We start from the raw sequence: 19,251 nt of genomic DNA on the forward strand, positions 1-19,251 counted from the left end.
TCAGAACCATCAGGTTGAAGGGGTTCCTGTAGGAGCGCGGCTTGCCCCGCGATCTACCGCGTAGCGGTAGCAAAATCAGACGACTCGATGATGCCTGACACCCTGTATGCACCGGTCTTGCTGCCGGTTCCCGGCAGATCGCGGGCAAGCGCGCTCCTACACTGAGACGTGGAGTTCGGGAGATGGATGCCGAATGAAAAAACCGAAGAGCGTTGGCTTCAGATCAGAACCATCAGGTTGAAGGGGTTCCTGTAGGAGCGCGGCTTGCCCCGCGATCTACCGCGTAGCGGTAGCAAAATCAGACGACTCGATGATGCCTGACACCCCGCATGCACAGGTCTTGCTGCCGGTTCCCGGGAGATCGTCCGAGTGCGGCCCAGAGCAAGCGCGCTCCTACACTGAGACGTGGAGTTCGGGAGATGGATGCCGAATGAAAAAACCGAAGAGCGTTGGCTTCAGATCAGAACCATCAGGTTGAAGGGGTTCCTGTAGGAGCGCGGCTTGCCCCGCGATCTACCGCGCAGCGGTAGCAAAATCAGACGACTCGATGATGCCTGACACCCTGTATGCACCGGTCTTGCTGCCGGTTCCCGGCAGATCGCGGGCAAGCGCGCTCCTACACTGAGACGTGGAGTTCGGGAGATGGATGCCGAATGAAAAAACCGAAGAGCGTTGGCTTCAGATCAGAACCATCAGGTTGAAGGGGTTCCTGTAGGAGCGCGGCTTGCCCTGCGATCTACCGCGTAGCGGTAGCAAAATCAGACGACTCGATGATGCCTGACACCCCGCATGCACAGGTCTTGCTGCCGGTTCCCGGGAGATCGTCCGCTGACGCGGTCCCTGTAGGAGCGCGCTTGCCCGCGATCTACCGCGCAGCGGTAGCAAAACCAGGCGACTCGAATCTACCTGCTACCCCGCATGCACCGGTCTTGCTGCCGGTTCCCGGCAGATCGTCCGAGTGCGGCCCAGAGCAAGCGCGCTCCTACACTGAGACGTGAAGTTCGGGAGATCTGATAGTACCCACACGGTCCGCCTCAGATCGGTGGGAGTCAGCTTGCTGACGAATGCGGGTTGTCATTCACCGTCGCTGTAGCTGACCCACCGAATTCGTCCGAAGTGCGGCCCATACCCTCGTAACCTCGGACGTCTCCCACGGGTATCGCAGCGCAGACGAAATATTGATCGTACCCACGCTCCGCGTGGGCATGCAGGTTTTGACGCTCTGCGTCTACTGGATCGGTGGTGCAGCTCAGATCTGTGGGAGGAGCCAGGATGATGGCGTAACGCTTCTGCCTTTACGGTTAGGCAGAACCCAACCATTTGCCCCTACCGCAAATAATGGATATTCACCCAACCCAACCCAACCCAACCCAACCCAATCCAATCCAATCCAATCCAATCCAATCCAATCCAATCCCAATCCCAATCCCAATCCCAATCCAGTCAGGAAGACCGCATTCGCGACCGTCGTAACCTCCGATTGCTCCTACAGATTTCGGCGTCCGCCCAGCAGACCGAGACCAAACAAAAAGCCGCCTTTCGGCGGCTTCGAAATCCAGCTGAACCCACTATTGCTGACGCACGCTTGCCACGTTCGCAGAACCCACCTGAGTCACACTCGCCGCCTGATTGGTAGCGCTCTGGTTCACGTTCGCGGTGTTCCCATTACCGGTTTGACTCACATACGCCGTGTTGTAGCTGTCAGCCTGCTTGACCGTCGCAATGTTCGCGTCGCCATCCTGATAGGTGTACGAACGGTTGTCGCTGCCCGACTGCGTGATATCGGTCGTGTTGCCGTTCCCGAAGCTGTTGCCCGTCGCGTAGTTACCATCGCCGCGCTGATCGGCAATCAGAATGTTGTCGCTGCCGTTCTGCTCGAAATACAGCTCGTTGTAGTTGTCGTTCTGGGTCACCTTCGCATCGTTACGCGCGCCGTCCTGTTTCAGGTTGCTGAGGTTGCCGACGCCTTTCTGTGTCAGGTTGATGCTGTTTTGCTGACCGTTCTGGTTCAGGAACGCCGTCTGACCGGTGCCGAACTGCCCGCCGGGTCTGGTGAGTTCGAACTCGCTGGCGAAAACCTTGTTCCCCGAGCCGGTGGCGACGGCCGTCAGGTTGTGGCCAGCGCCAGCTTGGGAACTGTAGTGAAGGTTATCCTGACCATTCTGGGATACGTTGGTGTTGCTGCTGCTGACGAAGTACTGCGTGACACTGGCAGCATTGCGGTCCCCCCACTGGATGATGGCGCCAAGGTTGTTGGCGCCTTGGACCTGATCGACCACTCCCTCGTTGAAGGTACCGGTCTGGTTGACGCTCGAGTGACTGTTGGTCTGGGCTTCCTGAAACATCTGGGCAGTGTTGAACTCGCCCAGTTGATCTACCGTGATGGAGCCGCCAAGTCCGTTGCGTTGGTCGGCATATGCGTAGTTGCCCGCGCCATCCTGATTGATCTGGATCTGTCCGTTGTAGTGCTCCACCTGTTCGCTGTACGCCTGGTTGCCATCGCCTCGCTGGATAATTTGCGAGTTGTTACCGCTGCCACCGAACAGTTGCTCGGCGGCGATGTCGTTCGCGCTGCCGGCCTGATCCGTGGTGATGGTGCTGCCAATCTGGCTGTCCTGATAGGCAAAGACCATATTGTTGTTGCCCGACTGTTGTGTCGTGATCTGGTTGCCGCTGCCCAATGATTGACTGGCATGGGTGTTGTTGCGCTGATCGGCCTGGCGCTGGGTGATTTTGCTAGCTACTTCCTGAAGCTGCTCGCCATAAGCGCCGTTCTGGTTGCCGTTTTGCAACTGATCGATCTGTGAATTGGTGTCCTGCTGGAAGGCGGCGGTGTCGTTGCCGTCACCGATCTGCACCTGCTGGACGCTGGCTTGGGCCGCCGTTATCTGCTGCACGTCGGCGGTGTTGCCCGTACCGTTCTGGTACTGGGTGGACAGGCTGTTGGCCGCCATGGCATGTCCGGTAAGCATGACCAGAACAGCCGCAGCGACAGGGGTGAGTTTAAAAAGCATGATGTAGACCTCCTGATGGTTGGTTGCCGAGGTGTCGAGCGCGTCAATGCAGCTGACGAACCTCTACGCTCTGGCCATTTCCAGACTGACTGATGCTGCTCTGCAGCCCTGTGCCGGCCTGTTTGATGCTGGCGCTGTTGTTGGCGCCGTTCTGCGTGATTGCTGCCTGATTGTTCGAACCGGTCTGCGTGATGTCCGCCTGGTTGCCATAACCCTGCTGGTTGATGGACGCCGAAAGATTGGAGCCCTGTTGCAGGATGTAGGCTTCTTGCGCACTGCCGACCTGAACGATGTTGCCCAACAACGAGCTGCCGCTTTGCGACAGGCTGGCGATGTTCGACGAGCCTTGCTGCAGGATCGTCGCGTGCTGTCCGATGATCGAACTTCCGGGAAAGTTGATCGGCGCATCGCCCAGTTCAGAACCACCGCCCAGCTCGTCGCCACCCGTGAACTCGTCCGCCTGCGCTGACAGGCAAACCATGCCCAACGCCACAACCAGGGCGGCGCGATACAGGAAACGGCAACGATGGGCTGACATGGTGTTCTCCTGTCTAAAGCCGCGTGTGCGGCCAGCGACGTTGGCCCGCCTGCGTTTGCACACAGGCGGGCCGGTTTCATCAACGAACGGTGATCGGCAGTGTCCGTACGGTCCCGACCGCGGAACGGGCTGTTGCGGTCGGATTGGTTCCGGACGGCGCAATCGCGTTGACCACCGAAACCCTCCAGCGCCCTGTGACAGGCACCGCCACACTGTCCAGAACCACTGTGCCCGTAGGCGTCGTGACCGAGACGGTAATGGTGTTGCCGGTTATCACCGAGCTGGTACCGGAAAGATCCCAACTGAATCGGTTACCGGTACGAACCTGAACCGTTGCGGTGGTAATGGTCAGGGTTTCCTGATTGGCCGGTGGCGCACTGACCTGCACGTTGACGGTGGCCGGTGTCGACAGGGCCCCGAACGAATCCGCCGCCTGATAGGTGAATGTCGCGGTAAACGGAGCGGTGACGGTCGCTGGCGGGGTGTACACCACGCTGGTGCCGTTGGTGGTCACTGTGCCGCGGTTAACGGCGGGTTGAGTCAGGTTGGTCACGCTCAACGGCGTGTTGCCTTCCGGATCGGTGTCGTTGGCCAGCACGTTCAGGGTCAGGGGAGCGCCCGCCAGCGTTGCGCCTGTGTCGGCACCGGCAACCGGTGGACGGTTAGGCGTGACGCTGACAGTCACGGTGCCCGCACTGGTCGATTTCAAGCCTTTTTTGTCCACGGCCTTATAGGTGAATATCGCCTGGATGGGAGCGTTCACGACCGCTGGCGGTGTGTAGACAATCGAGGTGGTGCCGTTGAGGGCCACGGTGCCAAGGCCATTGGCCGGTTGGGTCAAGTCGCTGATGGTCAGCGGAACGTCGCCATCCGGGTCGCTGTCGTTGGTCAGTACAGAAAGCGTCACAGGGACGCCGAAACCAGTGCTGCCGGTGTCGTTGACCACCACAGGAGGCTGATTGGCGCCGGTGTTGGGCGCGGTGCCGACGACGCTGACTGGCTCGGTATCCGATCCTCCCGCAGCGGATTTGATGGTCACGTAAGCCGGTGGCTGGGTGAGGTCGGGGACGCTCAATTGCTGGACAAGTCCGGATTTCGCCAGACGTCCGTAACCCTGAGCAACCAGATCCGGTGGAGAGGTTTCGTCGCTAGACGTGGCCTCCAGCACCAGTGTTTGGTTGTCCCACGAGTAGCGGGCAGTGCGGATTTTCACCACGTCCAACAGCTTGGCCGAGACCGGGGTCGGCTTGGTGGTGTTGGTCTGGCTGCTAGCGGTCAACACAACGAACGGTGGCAGCGCAGCGGTCGCCGGGCGCTGACTGAAGAAGTGGCCGTTGTTGTCGGTCTGCAGATTGAACTGGCAGGCGGAGGGCGGGGTGCCCGGCACTAACGCCAGGGTTTCGCGGTAGCACAGACTTGAGGAGTTAGGTGAAGAGGCGAACAGCTCGATCCTTGTCCCCGAGGCATTGCGGCTGTAAGTGCTACGGTTGACTGACACCGGTGTCTGCACGCGAGCGTCCAGCACTTTGCCGGAGACGTTGAACAGATTGGACTCTATCGTGCCTGCGGGGCCCTGGATGCGCACGAAGTTGGTACCGTTCGGGCTGCCGGTGACGGGCTCGGCGACATTAGGGTCACCGATGAAGGTCTCGGTGATTCCCGTGTCAGGGTTAATCGCGGTGTATGGGCCGTTCAGGCTGCGCAAGAACGGTCCGATGGCCCCACTGAGGGCACCGTTGAAGTTGCCTGGCGAGCCTATGCCGATATCGCGGGTGATGTTGATCGCCCTGCGACCGGTACTGCCGGCAGGCACGACAAAGGTATCCACGCCATAAGGGTGAGTAACGGTGTAGGTGCCTGCGGTGGGAACCGCCGCGCGGATTCGAATCCTCGCGAAGCTTTGCTGGTCGCCTTCGCGTGGTACTTCGGCGGCAAAGGCAGCTTCAAGGGCTGCTACATAGACCTCCAGCTCATACCCACTGTTGCCAACAGCAGGGATGGCCGTCTCGGCGGTGAACCAGAATGCTTCGTCAGGGAAGTTATCCGGGAACACCATGGGCAGCGCATCGTCGTAAACGCCCGGCGAAGCGTTGAGCAAACACATATAGGAAGGTGGCACCGTCGGAGCGACCCGGGCACTGACGGCTCTGGACTGACACAGCTCCAGCGACAATTCATTCTGGTCCTTGTACCACAGCGGGAAATGCCCGGTGGCGGCGGTGTAAGGTCCCGGGTCAACCGCTGTGAGACCAGCATAGGCTGCCTCACTGGCTGCGATCAGACCCACGGCGCTGAAAATCAGACTTGGCCAATTGTTCATGTTGCCTCCAGATTCGAGTGCAAAAAGTGGGAGCGATCAGGGAACGATCACCACTTCTTCGGTATCGCTGCCGCCATTGGCTGAAATCACCTGCACTTTGGCTGGTGGAATCGGCGAAACGCCGGTCGTCAAGGTCTTTGTGGGACCGTCACCATTGAGGGTGCCAATCGTCCCGCCGCTACTACCGACCGCGGTCAGGGTTCCGGGTGAGGCGGCATCGCTGGTGCTGGCGGCGAGGCTGATCTGACCGGAGGACATGCTGTAAGTGGCGTTTTCGATGGTCACCACGTCCACCAGTGCGCGAGGCAGGGTGGTCGGAGTGCTCTGAGGAATGGCGGCACTGTTATCAGCTGTCAGACTGAGGTTGGCCGGCAAGGTCGGGTTGGCCGTGGACTGACCGTACCAACTGCCGGTGCCGTTGGCTTCGGTCATGGCCACGTCGCTGTTTGCAGTGTCGACGAATTTAGCCGTTCCCGGTTGTGGCGGGGCCAAGGCAAACACGTCCTGTTGTGCCGTTACACCGGTGTTGCCGGGGCCGCCAGTCCTGCGCGAGTACGTTGCGCGCTGGACGATCATTGGCGTAGGACGATTGACCGTGGAGAGTTTTCCGGAGATCGCAAATGCCGTGGTTCGCACGTCGATGCCGTTGGGGCCTTCCACGCGGACAAAGTTGGTGTTGAATGGACTGCCGGTTACCGCCTCATTGAGGTTGGGGTCGCCTACGAAGCTTTCCTGCCCCCCGGTCACGGGGTTGGTCTCGGTGTACGGACCGTTGACGCTGCGCAGGAACGGGCCGATGTCACCGCCCAGTGCGCCGGTGTAAGTTTTTGGTTCGCCGATGCCGATGTCGCGGGTCATGTTGATGGCGCGACGCCCCGGGGTGTCGATGTTGAAGACATCCACGCCGTACGGGTGAGTGACGGTGTAAGTACCGGCGACCGGCACATCGACCCGGATGCGTATTCGGGCAAAGCTGACTTGATCCCCTTCGACAGGGTCTTCAGCTGAGAACGCTGCTTCCACTGCAGCGACGTATCCCAGATCAATCCCGGTTGCCACGTCGGTGATCGCTGCATCTGCCGTAAACCAGAACGCTTCATCGGGGAAGTTGCTGGGGAATACCACCGGCTGGGTATCGTCGAATATTCCGGGATTGGGGTTGAGTACGCACATGTACGATGGAGTGCCCGGCACGGAGGGAACGCGAGAGCTCAATGCCTTGCTAAGACACAAGTCCATCGTTCTTCCATGCGTGTCCTGATACCACTGGGCGAAGTTACCGTTTTGCGGACTGTAGGGGCCCTGATCGACCGCGAACAACGCGGCCTGGGCGGAACCGTGAATCGCTGCGATCAATGACAGCAACGTTACGGCGGGGGTCAATTTGCTGGGCATTTGTCTTCCCTCTCGCAATGAACCTGCCTCTGGCGTGAGTCGGACGAAGGCGTCGGTTCCAGGAGGCTGGGAGGGGCAGCGCAACATCTGTACCAGAATGCTGAAAGTCGCCTGCAAGCCTTGATCTAGAGGGGCGGGCGGTTCAGGTCCCGAGAGTGGGACGCAGCGTTGCGCAGGTGAAACACTACGGGGAGTGGGGCGCTCTCCCCACTGTTGGGGAACCGCTGGGGAAGAGCCCCGGGAAAGCTGTTAAGAAAGTCGGACGGACGGCGAGTATTAAAAAAAGTTCAGTGCTTTTTTGAAAAGTGCCTTGGCTATCAGGGACTAAGCGCCGAACGGTCATTCGAAATGCTGTCATGATGATATCAATTGCCATGGAAGCCGCTAAAAATCAGCTATCGCAAAGCAACGCCTTACGCTATACCGACTTTAAAAAGTGACCAGGACGGCTGTCATGGGATCTATAGGGCGCACTGAAATGCTGACTCAAGCCAGCATCAAAGAACTCGAAAAAAAACCACGGCCTCGCTTTAACCTGCTGCGCTGGTTTTCAATTGTCAGCTTGTTGGTCATCGCCTCGGTAGCCATTGGATTAGGGCTGATTTCCACCCGTTTCGTCGTCAGCGAAGCGGTCCAGCGAGACTCACTGCTGACCTCACAATTCGTCCACGCCATTGCCTCCGCCGAAATCCGTCACGCCCAGATTCCCTATAGCCGAACCATGGCCGAACTGCTGGACATCCGACGTGATTTACCGCTTGCCGATGTCGATCAAGAGCTTCGCCGCCGATCGCGTGACGAATTCCTTGACCATATTTCGTCGCTGCCCGATGCCTTGTTGGTCAACGTCTACGCTCAGGACAGGGTCATTATCTGGTCAACCAACCCTGCACTGATCGGCAAGGCCATTCTGGGCAATGACGACTTGGAGGCTGCATTCCGCTCTCGGCAGCGCACGGGCAGCGCGCATCATGAAACTCAGCACCATCAGAACGAACAGAAGTTCCTGAACCCGCCGGATTACCTGTTCATCGAGAATTACGTTCCGTTGTTCGATGCCGAAGAGAAAGACGTGTTGGCGATCGTCGAGATCTATAAGGAGCCCAAGGATCTGATCGCCAGCATCCAGCGCGGTTATGTAGTGATCTGGGTCTCGACCGGTATCGGCGGCCTGCTTATTTATCTGGGCCTGTTCTGGATCGTACGTCGGGCATCCCGGCTTCTGGAGTTCCAGCAACGGCAGCTGATCAACAGCGAGAAATTCGCCGCCTTGGGCGAGATGTCTTCGGCTGTGGCGCACAGCCTGCGCAATCCGCTGGCGACGATCCGGTCCAGCGCCGAGCTGGCGCTGGAAGTGGTCGATCCGGCCGCGCAGAAGAACATTAACGACATCATTAACCAAGTGGACCGCATGTCGAAATGGGTGCGCGAACTGCTGCTCTCGCTGCGCCCCATCAGCGGCGAGTCCGAGGCGGTGGATGTGGTGTCGTGCATGCAGGATGTGCTGCAGTCGTACGAGCAGCAGATTCGTCGCGCCAATATCGACGTGGCGTTCAATCCGGTCGAAGTCCCTCTGGTCATCAGTCAGCGAATCTTGTTGGCACAGATCCTGAATAGCTTGATGGCCAACGCACTGGAAGCCATGACCACGGACGGCAAGTTGAAGATCGACGTCGTTTCCGAGCCGGCCAGAGGCCGGGTTTACCTGACCGTTTCTGACAATGGCAAGGGCATGTCCCGGCAGCAAGAGGCGATGGTGTTCAAACCGTTCTTTACGACCAAGCAGGGAGGGCTCGGTGTAGGGCTGGTTCTGGTCAAGCGGATCATGGAGCGGTTTTCCGGCAAGGTCTCGTTGACCAGCCGTGAACAGGAAGGCACCCGTGTGAAACTGACCTTCAAAATTGCGGCAGGAGGGAGACTCGATGGAACACAGCATACTGGTGGTTGAAGATGACGAGCTCCTGGCCAGCAACATTCAGACCTATCTGGAACGCAGGGATTTCGAGGCCAGGGTGTGTCATTCGGCCGAAGACGCGCTGAAACTGCTGCAGAACTGGCGCCCTGACGTCGTGCTGACCGACAACTCCTTGCCGGGCATGAGCGGCCATGAGTTGATCAATGCGCTCAAAGAAAGCGCGCCAGACCTCAAACTCATCATGATGACCGGCTACGGCAACATCGAAGACGCGGTCACGGCGATGAAAGAGGGCGCGTTTCATTACCTGACCAAACCGGTCGCGCTGCCTGAACTGAAGCTGCTGCTGGACAAGGCGCTGGCGGCAGAGCGTCTGGAGCGAACGCTGTCCTTCTATCAGGACCGGGACGCCAAGCATTCCGGCCTGCAAGCCTTGATCGGCGACTCACCGGCCATGATGCACGTCAAGGGCGTGGTCACCCAGTTGCTCGACGCCGAGCGGCGCATGACCAGCAGCGACCTGCCACCGGTGCTCGTCGAGGGCGACACCGGCACCGGCAAGGAGCTGATTGCCCGGGCCCTGCATTTCGACGGGCCTCGTGCCAAAGGACCGTTCGTGGAGTTCAACTGTGCGTCGATTCCGGCGCATTTGATCGAAGCCGAGCTGTTCGGTCATGAGAAAGGCGCCTTTACCGACGCCAAGGACCGCCGCACGGGCCTGGTGGAAGCCGCGGACGGCGGCACGCTGTTCCTCGACGAAGTGGGGGAAATGGACCTGTTGCTGCAGGCCAAGTTGCTCAAATTGCTCGAAGACCGGACGGTGCGCAGGATCGGGTCGGTGAAGGAGCGCAAGGTGGACCTGCGGATCATCAGCGCGACGAACTGCAACCTCGAACAGATGGTGCAGCAGGGTAAATTCCGCCGTGATCTGTTTTTCCGCCTGCGCATCATCTCCATCAAGGTGCCACGCCTGCAGGCACGGGGCGACGATGTCATCCGCCTGGCGCGGCATTTCCTGCAGTTGCACGGCAAGCGCTATGGCAAGACAGACCTGTATTTCAGCGTCGAGTCCGAAAACCTGCTGCGCAGTTACAGCTGGCCGGGGAACGTCCGCGAACTGCGCAACATGCTGGAGCAGACCGTCCTGCTGACCCAGAACAGCTGCATCGCCCCTCATCAGTTGGGGTTATGCATGAGCCTGATGGATGAGCCGATGACGCCTCACGGGTTCATGCAGCAGTTCACTCCTCCGGCACACTCGCATCTGCAAGGTCAGACGCAGTCGCAGTCACCCTATCAACCGCACCCTCACTCGCCCTCGGCAGACGAGGGCATGGGCAACATGAACTTGCCTGAAGTGGAAAACGAAATGGTGCGCAAGGTGCTCGACAAGACCGACTGGAACGTCACCAAATCGGCACGTCTGCTGGGGCTGACCCGCGACATGCTGCGTTACCGCATCGACAAGCTCGGACTCACCCGGCCAGACCGCACGCAGTCATAGCGATTGTCGATGGCCGCGATTGCCACGGCTGATTTCCGGCCCGGTGAACGGCTCCCTACAATGGTCCCATCACGAGAAAACAGACCATTAGGGAGCAACACATGGCTATTGAAATCGGCATCAACGAACAGGATCGCGCAGAGATCGTCGAGGGGTTGTCGCGGCTGATCTCCGACACCTACGTGCTGTACCTCAAAACCCACAACTTCCACTGGAACGTCACAGGTCCGATGTTCCGTACTCTGCACCTGCTGTTCGAAGAGCAATACACGGAACTCGCCACCGCCGTTGACGCCATTGCCGAACGGATCCGGGCGCTGGGCTTTCCGGCCCCTGGCACTTACTCCACCTACGCACGCCTGTCGTCGATCAAGGAAGAACCGGGTGTGCCCGCTGCAACCGACATGATCAAACAGCTCGTGGAAGGCCAGGAAGCCGTGACCCGAACCGCGCGCGGACTGTTCCCGCTGCTGGAGAAAGTCAGCGACGAACCCACGGCCGACCTGCTGACCCAGCGTATGCAGGTGCACGAAAAAGCCGCCTGGATGTTGCGCTCGCTGCTGGAAGACGAATGATCTGAGAAGCGCTTCAACCGGCCCCCGCGCCTACCGGATCTGTGGTGCACCTCAGATCGGTGGGCCAGCTTGCTGGCGAATTCGGTGGGTCTGCAACATCAATTCGGCTGACACGCCGCATTCGTCCGAATTGCGGCCCATACCCTCGTAACCTCGGACGTCTCCCACAGGTATCGCAGCGCAGACGAAACCTGGAGCAGGCATCGAACCTGTTGATCAACGCTTCTGCAACCAGCCCAGGAAATTGTTTTTCTTGATCGCAACCGGTTTGCGCAGCAGCACATGCTGGGTGCTTTGCTGACGAATGGCCTGGAGTTTGTTCAGCGCGGTGGTGATGTCGGCGCGGTGTTCCATGCATTGGCGGGTGGCGGCTTTGTCGATGCGGTAGACGACACAGGAGGTGAGGGCGATGAAGCGGGCCTCCGACGGCGTGTCGGTGAGCACGCTCTGTTCGCCCATCACTTCACCCGGTCCCATGCGCCCGACTTCAACCATGTTGCTGCCATCCGGAACGTTGGCGGAGACCACGCCGGTGGCGATGACCAACAGCCCGTCGGTGATGTCCCCCAGTTCGACGATGGTCTGTCCGGTCGCGTATTCGCGCGCCACCATGGTCTGCGCCAACTGCGCTTTCTCATCGGCTGTGCTGGTGCGGAAGACCTTCACTTCGTCCAGTAAGGCCCTTGGTCGCGACACGGCTTCGGCCGTGGTTTCCGACTGCCAGGCAATACCGGCAGCTTCCAGGTGACGATACGCCAGGTCGAACAGCAAATTGCGCACGTCGCTTTTGTTCGCCAGGTCGCTGATGAAACCGGTGACGGAGTATTCAATGGTCGTAGGGCTGGTGTCTTTGACAACCGCGCGGGGGCGGGGTGTCGGTAACAGCGCGCTGCAACCTTGCAACGCACGCTCAAGCGCATCGAGTACCCGACGCGGGCGGATGTGGGGCGACATCATGATGTTGATCGATACCCCATGAATATTGACCGGTCGGCTCAAATTCACGATTTTCGCCTTGGCCGCCACCGAGTTGGGAATCACCACCATCGTGCCGACCCCGGTCAGCAGGTGCGTGGCGCGCCAGTCAATGTCCATGACCTTGCCTTCCATGCCGTCGATGGCGATCGAGTCATCCACCTGATAGGGCTTGGTGGTGTTGAGGATGATCCCGGAGAACACGTCGCTTAACGTGCTCTGCAACGCGAGGCCGACGATGATCGCCATGGCGCCAGAGGTCGCGAGCAACCCCTTCACCGGCAACTGCAACACATAACCGGCGGCCGCAACGATGGCGATCAGGAAGATCACGGCGCCGATGACCTCCTGCAACAGTCGCCCGCTGTGGCCGACGCGCCCGGTCAGCAACAGCCCCAGCAACACGGTCAATGTACGGGCCGCGTACATCCACCAGACAATCGCCAGCGCCGTCGCGCCGAACTGAAGCGCGCTGTCGTCCGGCCAGGCCGGCGCTTCCAACGGGCTGACGCCGGCATTGATGATCACCAGGCTGTAGGCCACGAATCCCACCAGGCGGGTGGCAATCCGCGCCAGGCGGTTGCGCTCGGCGAGGAGATGCCAGGCGATCACGTCGGCCAACAGCAGAAGCAGGCTCCAGGCGAGCGAGTAATGGGGGACGGCTGTAGACATTGAGGGATATCCGCTAGAAAGTTGCAGGTCGCTGTGGCACGCGCGGATGGTAGGGACAGAGGTGGCGGGATGTCTATAACCGATGGTGCTTGGGGCACCGCCGAAAGTCTGTGGTCAGCTTGACGTCCTTCAAACGCGTTCATGCGGGCGCAAGGAGGGCCGAGCGCGCGGCGCGGTCGGAAAACAAGCACATTGCTTCAATCGCGCGGCGGACGCGAGCCTCACCATCGAGCGCCTCTACACACATCGATTGAGGCTTCCCATGCGCGCTTCCCTGTTTCCTCTGGCCATCATTGCGGGACTGGGTATGGCCTTGTCCATCCCGTTTGCCGCTGCTCAACCCCCTGCCCAGCAGAAAACCCAGGTGCCGGGTTACTTCCGCCTTGCCGTGGGCGATTACGAAGTCACCGCGCTGTTCGATGGCTACAACGACCTGTCACCCAAATTGCTCAAAGGCATGAAGCCCGAAGAGATTCGTGCGCTCCTGGCCCGGCATGCCATCGAAACCCCCGGTGTACAGACCGCGTTCAATGCCTTTCTGATCAACACGGGGAAAAACCTGATCCTGGTCGACACCGGCGCCGGGCAGTGCATCGGCGAAACCGCCGGCATGCTGCCGCAGAACATCAAGGCCGCCGGGTATCAGCCGGATCAGGTCGATACCATCCTGCTGACGCACCTGCACCTGGATCACGTGTGCGGCCTGGTCGACGCCAACAAGCAGCCGGTATTTGCCAATGCCACGGTCTATGCCGCCAAGCCCGAAGCCGATTACTGGCTGGACCCCACCGCACTGAACCGCGTGCCGGAACAAGCCAAGGCGTATTTCAAGATCGCCCAGGATTCGACAGCACCTTACGTCGCGGCCGGCCGCTTCAAAACCTTTAATCCGGGTCAGTCGCCGGTCGCTGAAGTGCATACCACGCTGGAGGCGGGGCACACGCCAGGCAGCACGACCTATCAGTTCACCTCTAACGGACAAAGCATCGTGTTCATCGGCGACCTGGTGCATAACCTCGCTGTGCAGTTCGAACACCCGGAGGTCAGCATCGCCTTCGATGAAAACAGCAAAAACGCGATCGCCAGTCGCGATGCCGTGTTCAGCGATGCGGCCAAGCGCAAAGTCTGGGTCGCGGCCGCCCATCTGCCGTTCCCTGGCACCGGCCACATCGAAACCGTTGGCAAGCATTTCCAGTGGGTGCCCGTTGAGTACGGTCCGTACCAGCGTGCAGCGCACGTGCCGCTGGTGGACTAACATTGCCGCAAGCCAGCCGTCCATATACAGGGAGTGGTCGGTTGGCTGACCCTATCAAACAGGATTCCAGACGAGGAGGCATCCTTGAATGCGCCCCTGATCACACAGCTGAGCCACGACAGATTCACCGCCGTGCGCATCCGTCAGATGACGCCCGATCCTGAAAAAGTCATCGATATACCCTGTCTCGATGCCTTCTCGATCATCGTCCAACTGCAGGATTTCGCCGCCCATCGCTTGTGGCACGGTCGACGCCTTAATTATTCAGGCGGCTATCGTGCGGGCAGCGTGTCCTTGCCCTTCATGGGTAACGAGCTTCGCTGCCAGCACCGCTCGCCTTACGACAACCTTCGACTGACGATCTCCCGCCAGACACTGGACGAGCTGCAGGCCGAGCGTGGCGCCAAGAAAATGGGCGTCTTTCGGTACGATCAGGGCGGTGCCCAGGATGCCGTGCTGTATCACTTGGCCCAGGCGATGTTGCCCGCCTTACAGCAACCCGAGACGGCTAACCGGCTGTTTCTCGATCATCTTTTATTGGCGATGTGCAGCCATGCGATCGACCGTTACGGGCGAGTGGCACCGCTGTCCGGCAAGCCTCACGCGGCACTGACTTCGGTTCAGTTGGCTATCGCCAAGGACATGATCGCCAGTCAACTGGATGGCGAGTTATCGGTCGAGCGCATTGCCCAGGAATGCGCATTGACCCGCAGCCACTTTTCCCGGGCCTTCAAACAGGCCACAGGTATCGCGCCTCATGCCTGGCTGCTGAAAATGCGCGTCGAGCGAGCGAGGGAATTATTGCGCGCCGTGCCGCCTATCCCCATGGCGCAGATCGCCCAGGACTGCGGTTTTGCCGATCAGCCGCACTTGACCCGGGTGTTTACGCGTCTGACCGGTGAAACCCCCAGCGCCTGGCGCAATCGGCAACGAGCAATGGGGTTTTTCTTGAGTCAGGCACAGGAATGAGCACAGCGGTACAAGCCGAGCCGCGAGCCGACCGATAGATTTTCTGCTCAACAAGCCGTGAATCCGAGGAAGGCCCGACCATGAAGCGAATGACGCTCTGGGCAGTGCTGCTGATCGCATTGATCGGCGTCATCGTGTGCGCCGCGATGATGTGGCGCCCATCCATCCAGCCGCTCGACACGCCGGTGACGGCGGATGCCACGAAGATAGAACGGGGTGCCAGGGTGGTGGAGCAGGGCGACTGTGCCGTCTGTCACACGCGTCCCGGCGGTGCCTACATGGCGGGCGGGCTGCCACTGGTGACGCCCTTCGGCACGCTCTACACCACCAACATCACCCCTGACCGGGACACCGGCATCGGCAATTGGCCGGAAGAAGCCTTTGTCCGTGCGATGCGCAAAGGCGTCTCCCGTGACGGGCATTTCCTTTACCCGGCGTTCCCGTACGTGCATTACAGCCGGATGTCGGACGCCGACATCAGCGATGCATACGCGTACCTGATGAGCGTTGACCCGGTGCAGGCCCGTGCGCCGGAAAACCACATGATGTTCCCGATGAACTTCCGGCCGCTGGTGACGTTCTGGAACCTGTTGTTCCTTCGCGACGACCCGTTGGTGCCGGTCGCAGGCCAGTCGGAACGTTGGAACCGGGGCCGGTATCTGGTCGAGGGCGCAGGGCATTGTTCGTCTTGTCATACGCCACTCAACTTCATCGGCGGCGAAAAATCCAGCGAGCATCTGGGAGGTGGCCTGGTGGATGGCTGGCACGCGCCGGCCCTGACCGGCATGACGCAGGCGGCCAATCCGTGGACGCCGGAGCAACTGGTCGCTTACCTGCGCGGTGAAGTCGCGCAGGGCCATGGAGGTGCCGCCGGGCCGATGCTGCCGGTCAGCCTGAGCATGGCGCAGCTGCCGCAGGAGGATGCCGAAGCCGTGGCTGAGTACATCCTCAGCCTGAAGGCCGACATAACCCCGCCGGCGTCGAGTTGCGTTGCGGCATCCCCTGAACCGATCAAACCCGATCAACGCGAGGGCGCGGCGCTGTTCGCAGGCGCCTGTGCGGGTTGCCACGGCGGCGGCGCGCCGATGCGCACGATTGACGGTCGGCCAGGCCTGAGCGTGGTGTCTGCGGCAACGTCGGACAGTCCGCGCAACCTGATCAAGACGATCCTCGAAGGCATTCCGTTGTCGACCCGCGCGCCCAGTCATTACATGCCGCCGTTCGCCGACGCCCTCGACGACACCCATATCGCCGCACTGGCCGGTTACCTGCGCGGTCAGGCGTGTGCCGCAAAACCCTGGGCCGACCTTGAAAAAACCGTCACCACGATTCGTCATGAGGGGGAGCCGAAATGATCACCTTGAACGTCAACGGCAAGGATCATCAGCTGGACATCGATCCCGACATGCCCCTGTTATATGCCCTGCGTAATCACCTGGCGCTCAACGGTGCCAAATACGGCTGTGGCCTGGGTCAGTGCGGTGCGTGCACGGTAATGGTCGGCGACAAGCCGGTGTTTTCTTGCCTGGTGCCGGCGGCTGCGGCGTCGGGCAAAACGGTCCGAACGGTGGAAGGCCTCGGTAGCGCCGACAAGCCGGGACCGTTGCAGGCCGCCTTCATCGACGCGCAGGCCGCGCAATGCGGTTACTGCATCGCCGGGATGATCATGCGCGCCCAAGCCTTGATCGAGACGGTGCCGCACCCCTCTGATGAGCAGATACGCGAACACATGGCGCCCAACCTGTGCCGCTGCGGGACTCACATGCGGATTTTCTCGGCGATCAAGGCCGTGGTCGCCAGCGGGGTGAAACCATGAAGAGTCGTCATGAGGAGGTCGATCAGGGCCGCCGTGCCTTCCTGATCAATGGCGCGCTGGTGGTCGGCTTTGCCATGGTTCCCGGCGCCGGTCGGGCGTTTGCCGACACGGAAGTCGACACACTCGGGACTCAGGTGCTGGCGCCGGATTTACCGGGCAGCCTGCGCACCAACCCGTTTCTGGATGCGTGGATTCGCATCGACGAGCAGGACGGCATTACCGTGTACACCGGCAAGGTCGAACTGGGGACGGGGGTCAAGACGGCGCTATTGCAGGTCGCTGCCGAGCGCCTTGAGGTTCCGCCGCAGTCCATCCGGTTTCTGACGGCCGACACCGCGCTGACACCCAATGAAGGCTACACAGCGGGCAGCCACACGATGTTCGACAGCGGCACGGCATTGTTCAACGCGGCCGCGCAGGTTCGGCAGTTGCTGCTGGAATCCGCTGCGCGGCAGTGGGCACAGCCGGTCAACGCCCTGAGTACCCGAGACGGAAACGTGCTGGGGCGTGACGGTCGATCCATGACGTATGTTCAGGCCGTAGCAGGCGTGCAACTGCACCGCTATGCGAGTGTTGATTCGCCGCCGAAACCGCCTGAACATTTCACGTTGATCGGCCGATCAATGCCGCGTCTCGACATCCCGGGCAAAGTCAGTGGAGGCGCCAGCTACGTACAGGACATGCGCCTGCCCGGCATGCTGCATGCGCGGGTCATCCGTCCACCCAGACGTGGCAGCCAGTTGCTGAAGATTGATCAGGCGGTCATTGAGCACATGAACGGCGTGCTCAAGCTGGTGCGCGACGGCAGCTATCTGGCGGTGGTCGCCAAGGATGAATGGCAGGCCATCAAGGCCATGCGCAAAGGTTATGAAGTGGCGCGTTGGTCCGATGGCAACCCGTTGCCTGACGCCGGAAACATTCATCAATTGCTCACCGAGCTGCCTTCTCGGCGTTACCCCATCACCCGCAAAGGCACGCCGGATGACCCTGCGCCCCACGGCTGGAAAACCAGGGTCACCAAGCAATACCTGATGCATGGCTCTATCGGCCCGTCGTGCTCGGTTGCCTGGTTCAAGGACGGCGTGTTGACTGTCTGGACGCACACCCAGGGTGTTTACCCGTTGCGTGCGGGTATCGCGGAAATGGTCGGGCTGCCGGTGCAGCAGGTGCGTTGCATCCATGTCGAGGGATCAGGGTGTTATGGCCATAACGGCGCTGACGATGCCGCCGCCGACGCGGCGCTGATCGCGATGGCGATGCCCGGCCAGCCGGTGCGGCTGCAATGGATGCGCGAGCAGGAAAACCTCTGGGAGCCCTACAGCTCCGCGATGCGTGTCGACCTGGACGTAGGGATGGACGATTCCGGGCGCTTGCAACACTGGAACACTGAACTGTGGACCACGCCGCACAATGAGCGAATCGTCAATGCGGGGCGCTTGATGCCCTCCTGGTTACTGGCCCGACCTTTCACACCGGCTCCTTCGGTCCCCATCGCTCAGCCCGAAGGCGACGGTGACCGAAACGTCGTGCCGCTGTACGACGTTGCCAGCAGCCGGATCAACATGACGTTCGTCACGCAGATGCCGTTCCGGACGTCAGCGATGCGTTCGCTGGGGGCGCACATCAATGTCTTCAGCATCGAAAGCGCGATGGACGAGTTAGCGGCACAGGCGGATGTCGATCCGGTCCAGTTTCGCTTGCAGAACCTCAGTGACCCCCGCGCCCGAGCCGTTATCGAACACACGGCCAAAGCGTTTGGCTGGCCGCAAAAAGCGCCGGGGCCCGGCAGCGGCATTGGTTTTGCCTTCGCCCGTTACAAGAACATCATGGGCTACTGCGCGATTGCGGTTCAGGTGCATGTCCAGCGGCAGACGGGTGAGGTGGTGATCGACCGGGTGGTGACAGCGGTGGACGTCGGGCAGATTGTGACGCCGGATGGTTTGCGCAATCAGGTTGAGGGTGGAATTGTTCAATCAGCCAGTTGGACGTTGTACGAGCAGGTCGATTATGACCCGCTGGGCGTGCGCAGTTATGACTGGAGCGGATACCCGATCATCCGCTTTCCGGCGTTGCCGCGTCAGGTGGAGGTGGCGTTGATCGATCAGCCGGGCCAGCCGTTTCTGGGCGCGGCGGAGATTGTGCAGGGGCCGATGGCAGCGGCGCTGGGGAATGCGTTGAGCCAGGCGGTCGGGCGGCGATTGGTGGACTTGCCACTGGCGCGACGGGGCTGGCATCGTCAGGTGTGAGCGTTGCCTGACGCCCGTTTTGGTTTGGCCTAACGGCCAAACTGTTCCGCCTTATTG

At 60.6% G+C, this 19,251-nt stretch carries 13 protein-coding genes; 8 read left to right on the forward strand and 5 right to left on the reverse strand.

Annotated features, from left to right (window positions below; all coding sequences use genetic code 11):
- Window positions 1-1,568: 1,568 nt before the first annotated feature.
- The 4 genes from AB4N84_RS23975 to AB4N84_RS23990 all read right to left on the reverse strand — a co-directional run bounded on the left by AB4N84_RS23975 (window position 1,569) and on the right by AB4N84_RS23990 (window position 7,267).
- A complete protein-coding gene (locus AB4N84_RS23975; protein ID WP_460043520.1) occupies window positions 1,569-3,014 on the reverse strand; it encodes a curlin in 1,446 nt (481 codons plus the stop codon).
- Between the two features lie 43 nt (window positions 3,015-3,057).
- Complete coding sequence (locus tag AB4N84_RS23980; protein ID WP_460043521.1) at window positions 3,058-3,552, reverse strand: curlin; 495 nt, start codon at window positions 3,550-3,552, stop codon at window positions 3,058-3,060.
- A gap of 79 nt (window positions 3,553-3,631) precedes the next feature.
- Window positions 3,632-5,872 (reverse strand): Ig-like domain-containing protein, encoded by a 2,241-nt coding sequence (locus AB4N84_RS23985; protein ID WP_460043522.1) that lies wholly within the window; start codon window positions 5,870-5,872, stop codon window positions 3,632-3,634.
- A gap of 36 nt (window positions 5,873-5,908) precedes the next feature.
- A complete protein-coding gene (locus AB4N84_RS23990) occupies window positions 5,909-7,267 on the reverse strand; it encodes a hypothetical protein (RefSeq protein ID WP_460043524.1) in 1,359 nt (452 codons plus the stop codon).
- 478 nt (window positions 7,268-7,745) lie between these two features.
- On the opposite strand from AB4N84_RS23990, the gene AB4N84_RS23995 reads away from it, so the two are divergent.
- From AB4N84_RS23995 to AB4N84_RS24005, 3 genes are all read left to right on the forward strand, one after another.
- Window positions 7,746-9,215, forward strand: a complete 1,470-nt coding sequence (locus AB4N84_RS23995) for a sensor histidine kinase (protein WP_460043526.1) — start codon at window positions 7,746-7,748, stop codon at window positions 9,213-9,215.
- Window positions 9,190-10,686 (forward strand): sigma-54-dependent transcriptional regulator, encoded by a 1,497-nt coding sequence (locus AB4N84_RS24000; RefSeq protein WP_460043527.1) that lies wholly within the window; start codon window positions 9,190-9,192, stop codon window positions 10,684-10,686. The genes AB4N84_RS23995 and AB4N84_RS24000 overlap by 26 nt, the downstream gene beginning before the upstream one ends.
- Window positions 10,687-10,787: 101 nt before the next feature.
- Window positions 10,788-11,261: a Dps family protein gene (locus AB4N84_RS24005; protein WP_346831109.1), complete on the forward strand. Its 474-nt coding sequence runs from the start codon at window positions 10,788-10,790 to the stop codon at window positions 11,259-11,261.
- A 216-nt stretch (window positions 11,262-11,477) separates the two neighbouring features.
- On the opposite strand, the gene AB4N84_RS24010 is transcribed toward AB4N84_RS24005, so the two are convergent.
- Window positions 11,478-12,908: a cyclic nucleotide-binding domain-containing protein gene (locus AB4N84_RS24010; RefSeq protein WP_460043528.1), complete on the reverse strand. Its 1,431-nt coding sequence runs from the start codon at window positions 12,906-12,908 to the stop codon at window positions 11,478-11,480.
- A gap of 307 nt (window positions 12,909-13,215) precedes the next feature.
- Here AB4N84_RS24010 and AB4N84_RS24015 point away from each other — a divergent pair, with 307 nt between their 5' ends.
- From AB4N84_RS24015 to AB4N84_RS24035, 5 genes are all read left to right on the forward strand, one after another.
- Window positions 13,216-14,163 (forward strand): MBL fold metallo-hydrolase, encoded by a 948-nt coding sequence (locus AB4N84_RS24015; RefSeq protein WP_460047115.1) that lies wholly within the window; start codon window positions 13,216-13,218, stop codon window positions 14,161-14,163.
- Between the two features lie 84 nt (window positions 14,164-14,247).
- Window positions 14,248-15,132: a helix-turn-helix domain-containing protein gene (locus tag AB4N84_RS24020; protein WP_460043529.1), complete on the forward strand. Its 885-nt coding sequence runs from the start codon at window positions 14,248-14,250 to the stop codon at window positions 15,130-15,132.
- Window positions 15,133-15,212: 80 nt separating this feature from the next.
- Window positions 15,213-16,487, forward strand: a complete 1,275-nt coding sequence (locus AB4N84_RS24025) for a c-type cytochrome (RefSeq protein WP_460043530.1) — start codon at window positions 15,213-15,215, stop codon at window positions 16,485-16,487.
- Window positions 16,484-16,948: a (2Fe-2S)-binding protein gene (locus tag AB4N84_RS24030; RefSeq protein ID WP_074750163.1), complete on the forward strand. Its 465-nt coding sequence runs from the start codon at window positions 16,484-16,486 to the stop codon at window positions 16,946-16,948. Before AB4N84_RS24025 ends, AB4N84_RS24030 begins: the two co-directional genes overlap by 4 nt.
- Entirely contained in the window at window positions 16,945-19,194 is a 2,250-nt protein-coding gene (locus AB4N84_RS24035) for a xanthine dehydrogenase family protein molybdopterin-binding subunit (protein WP_460043531.1), read from the forward strand. The genes AB4N84_RS24030 and AB4N84_RS24035 overlap by 4 nt, the downstream gene beginning before the upstream one ends.
- Window positions 19,195-19,251 lie beyond the last annotated feature (57 nt).

It is taken from the genome of Pseudomonas sp. S2_H01, assembly GCF_054668305.1.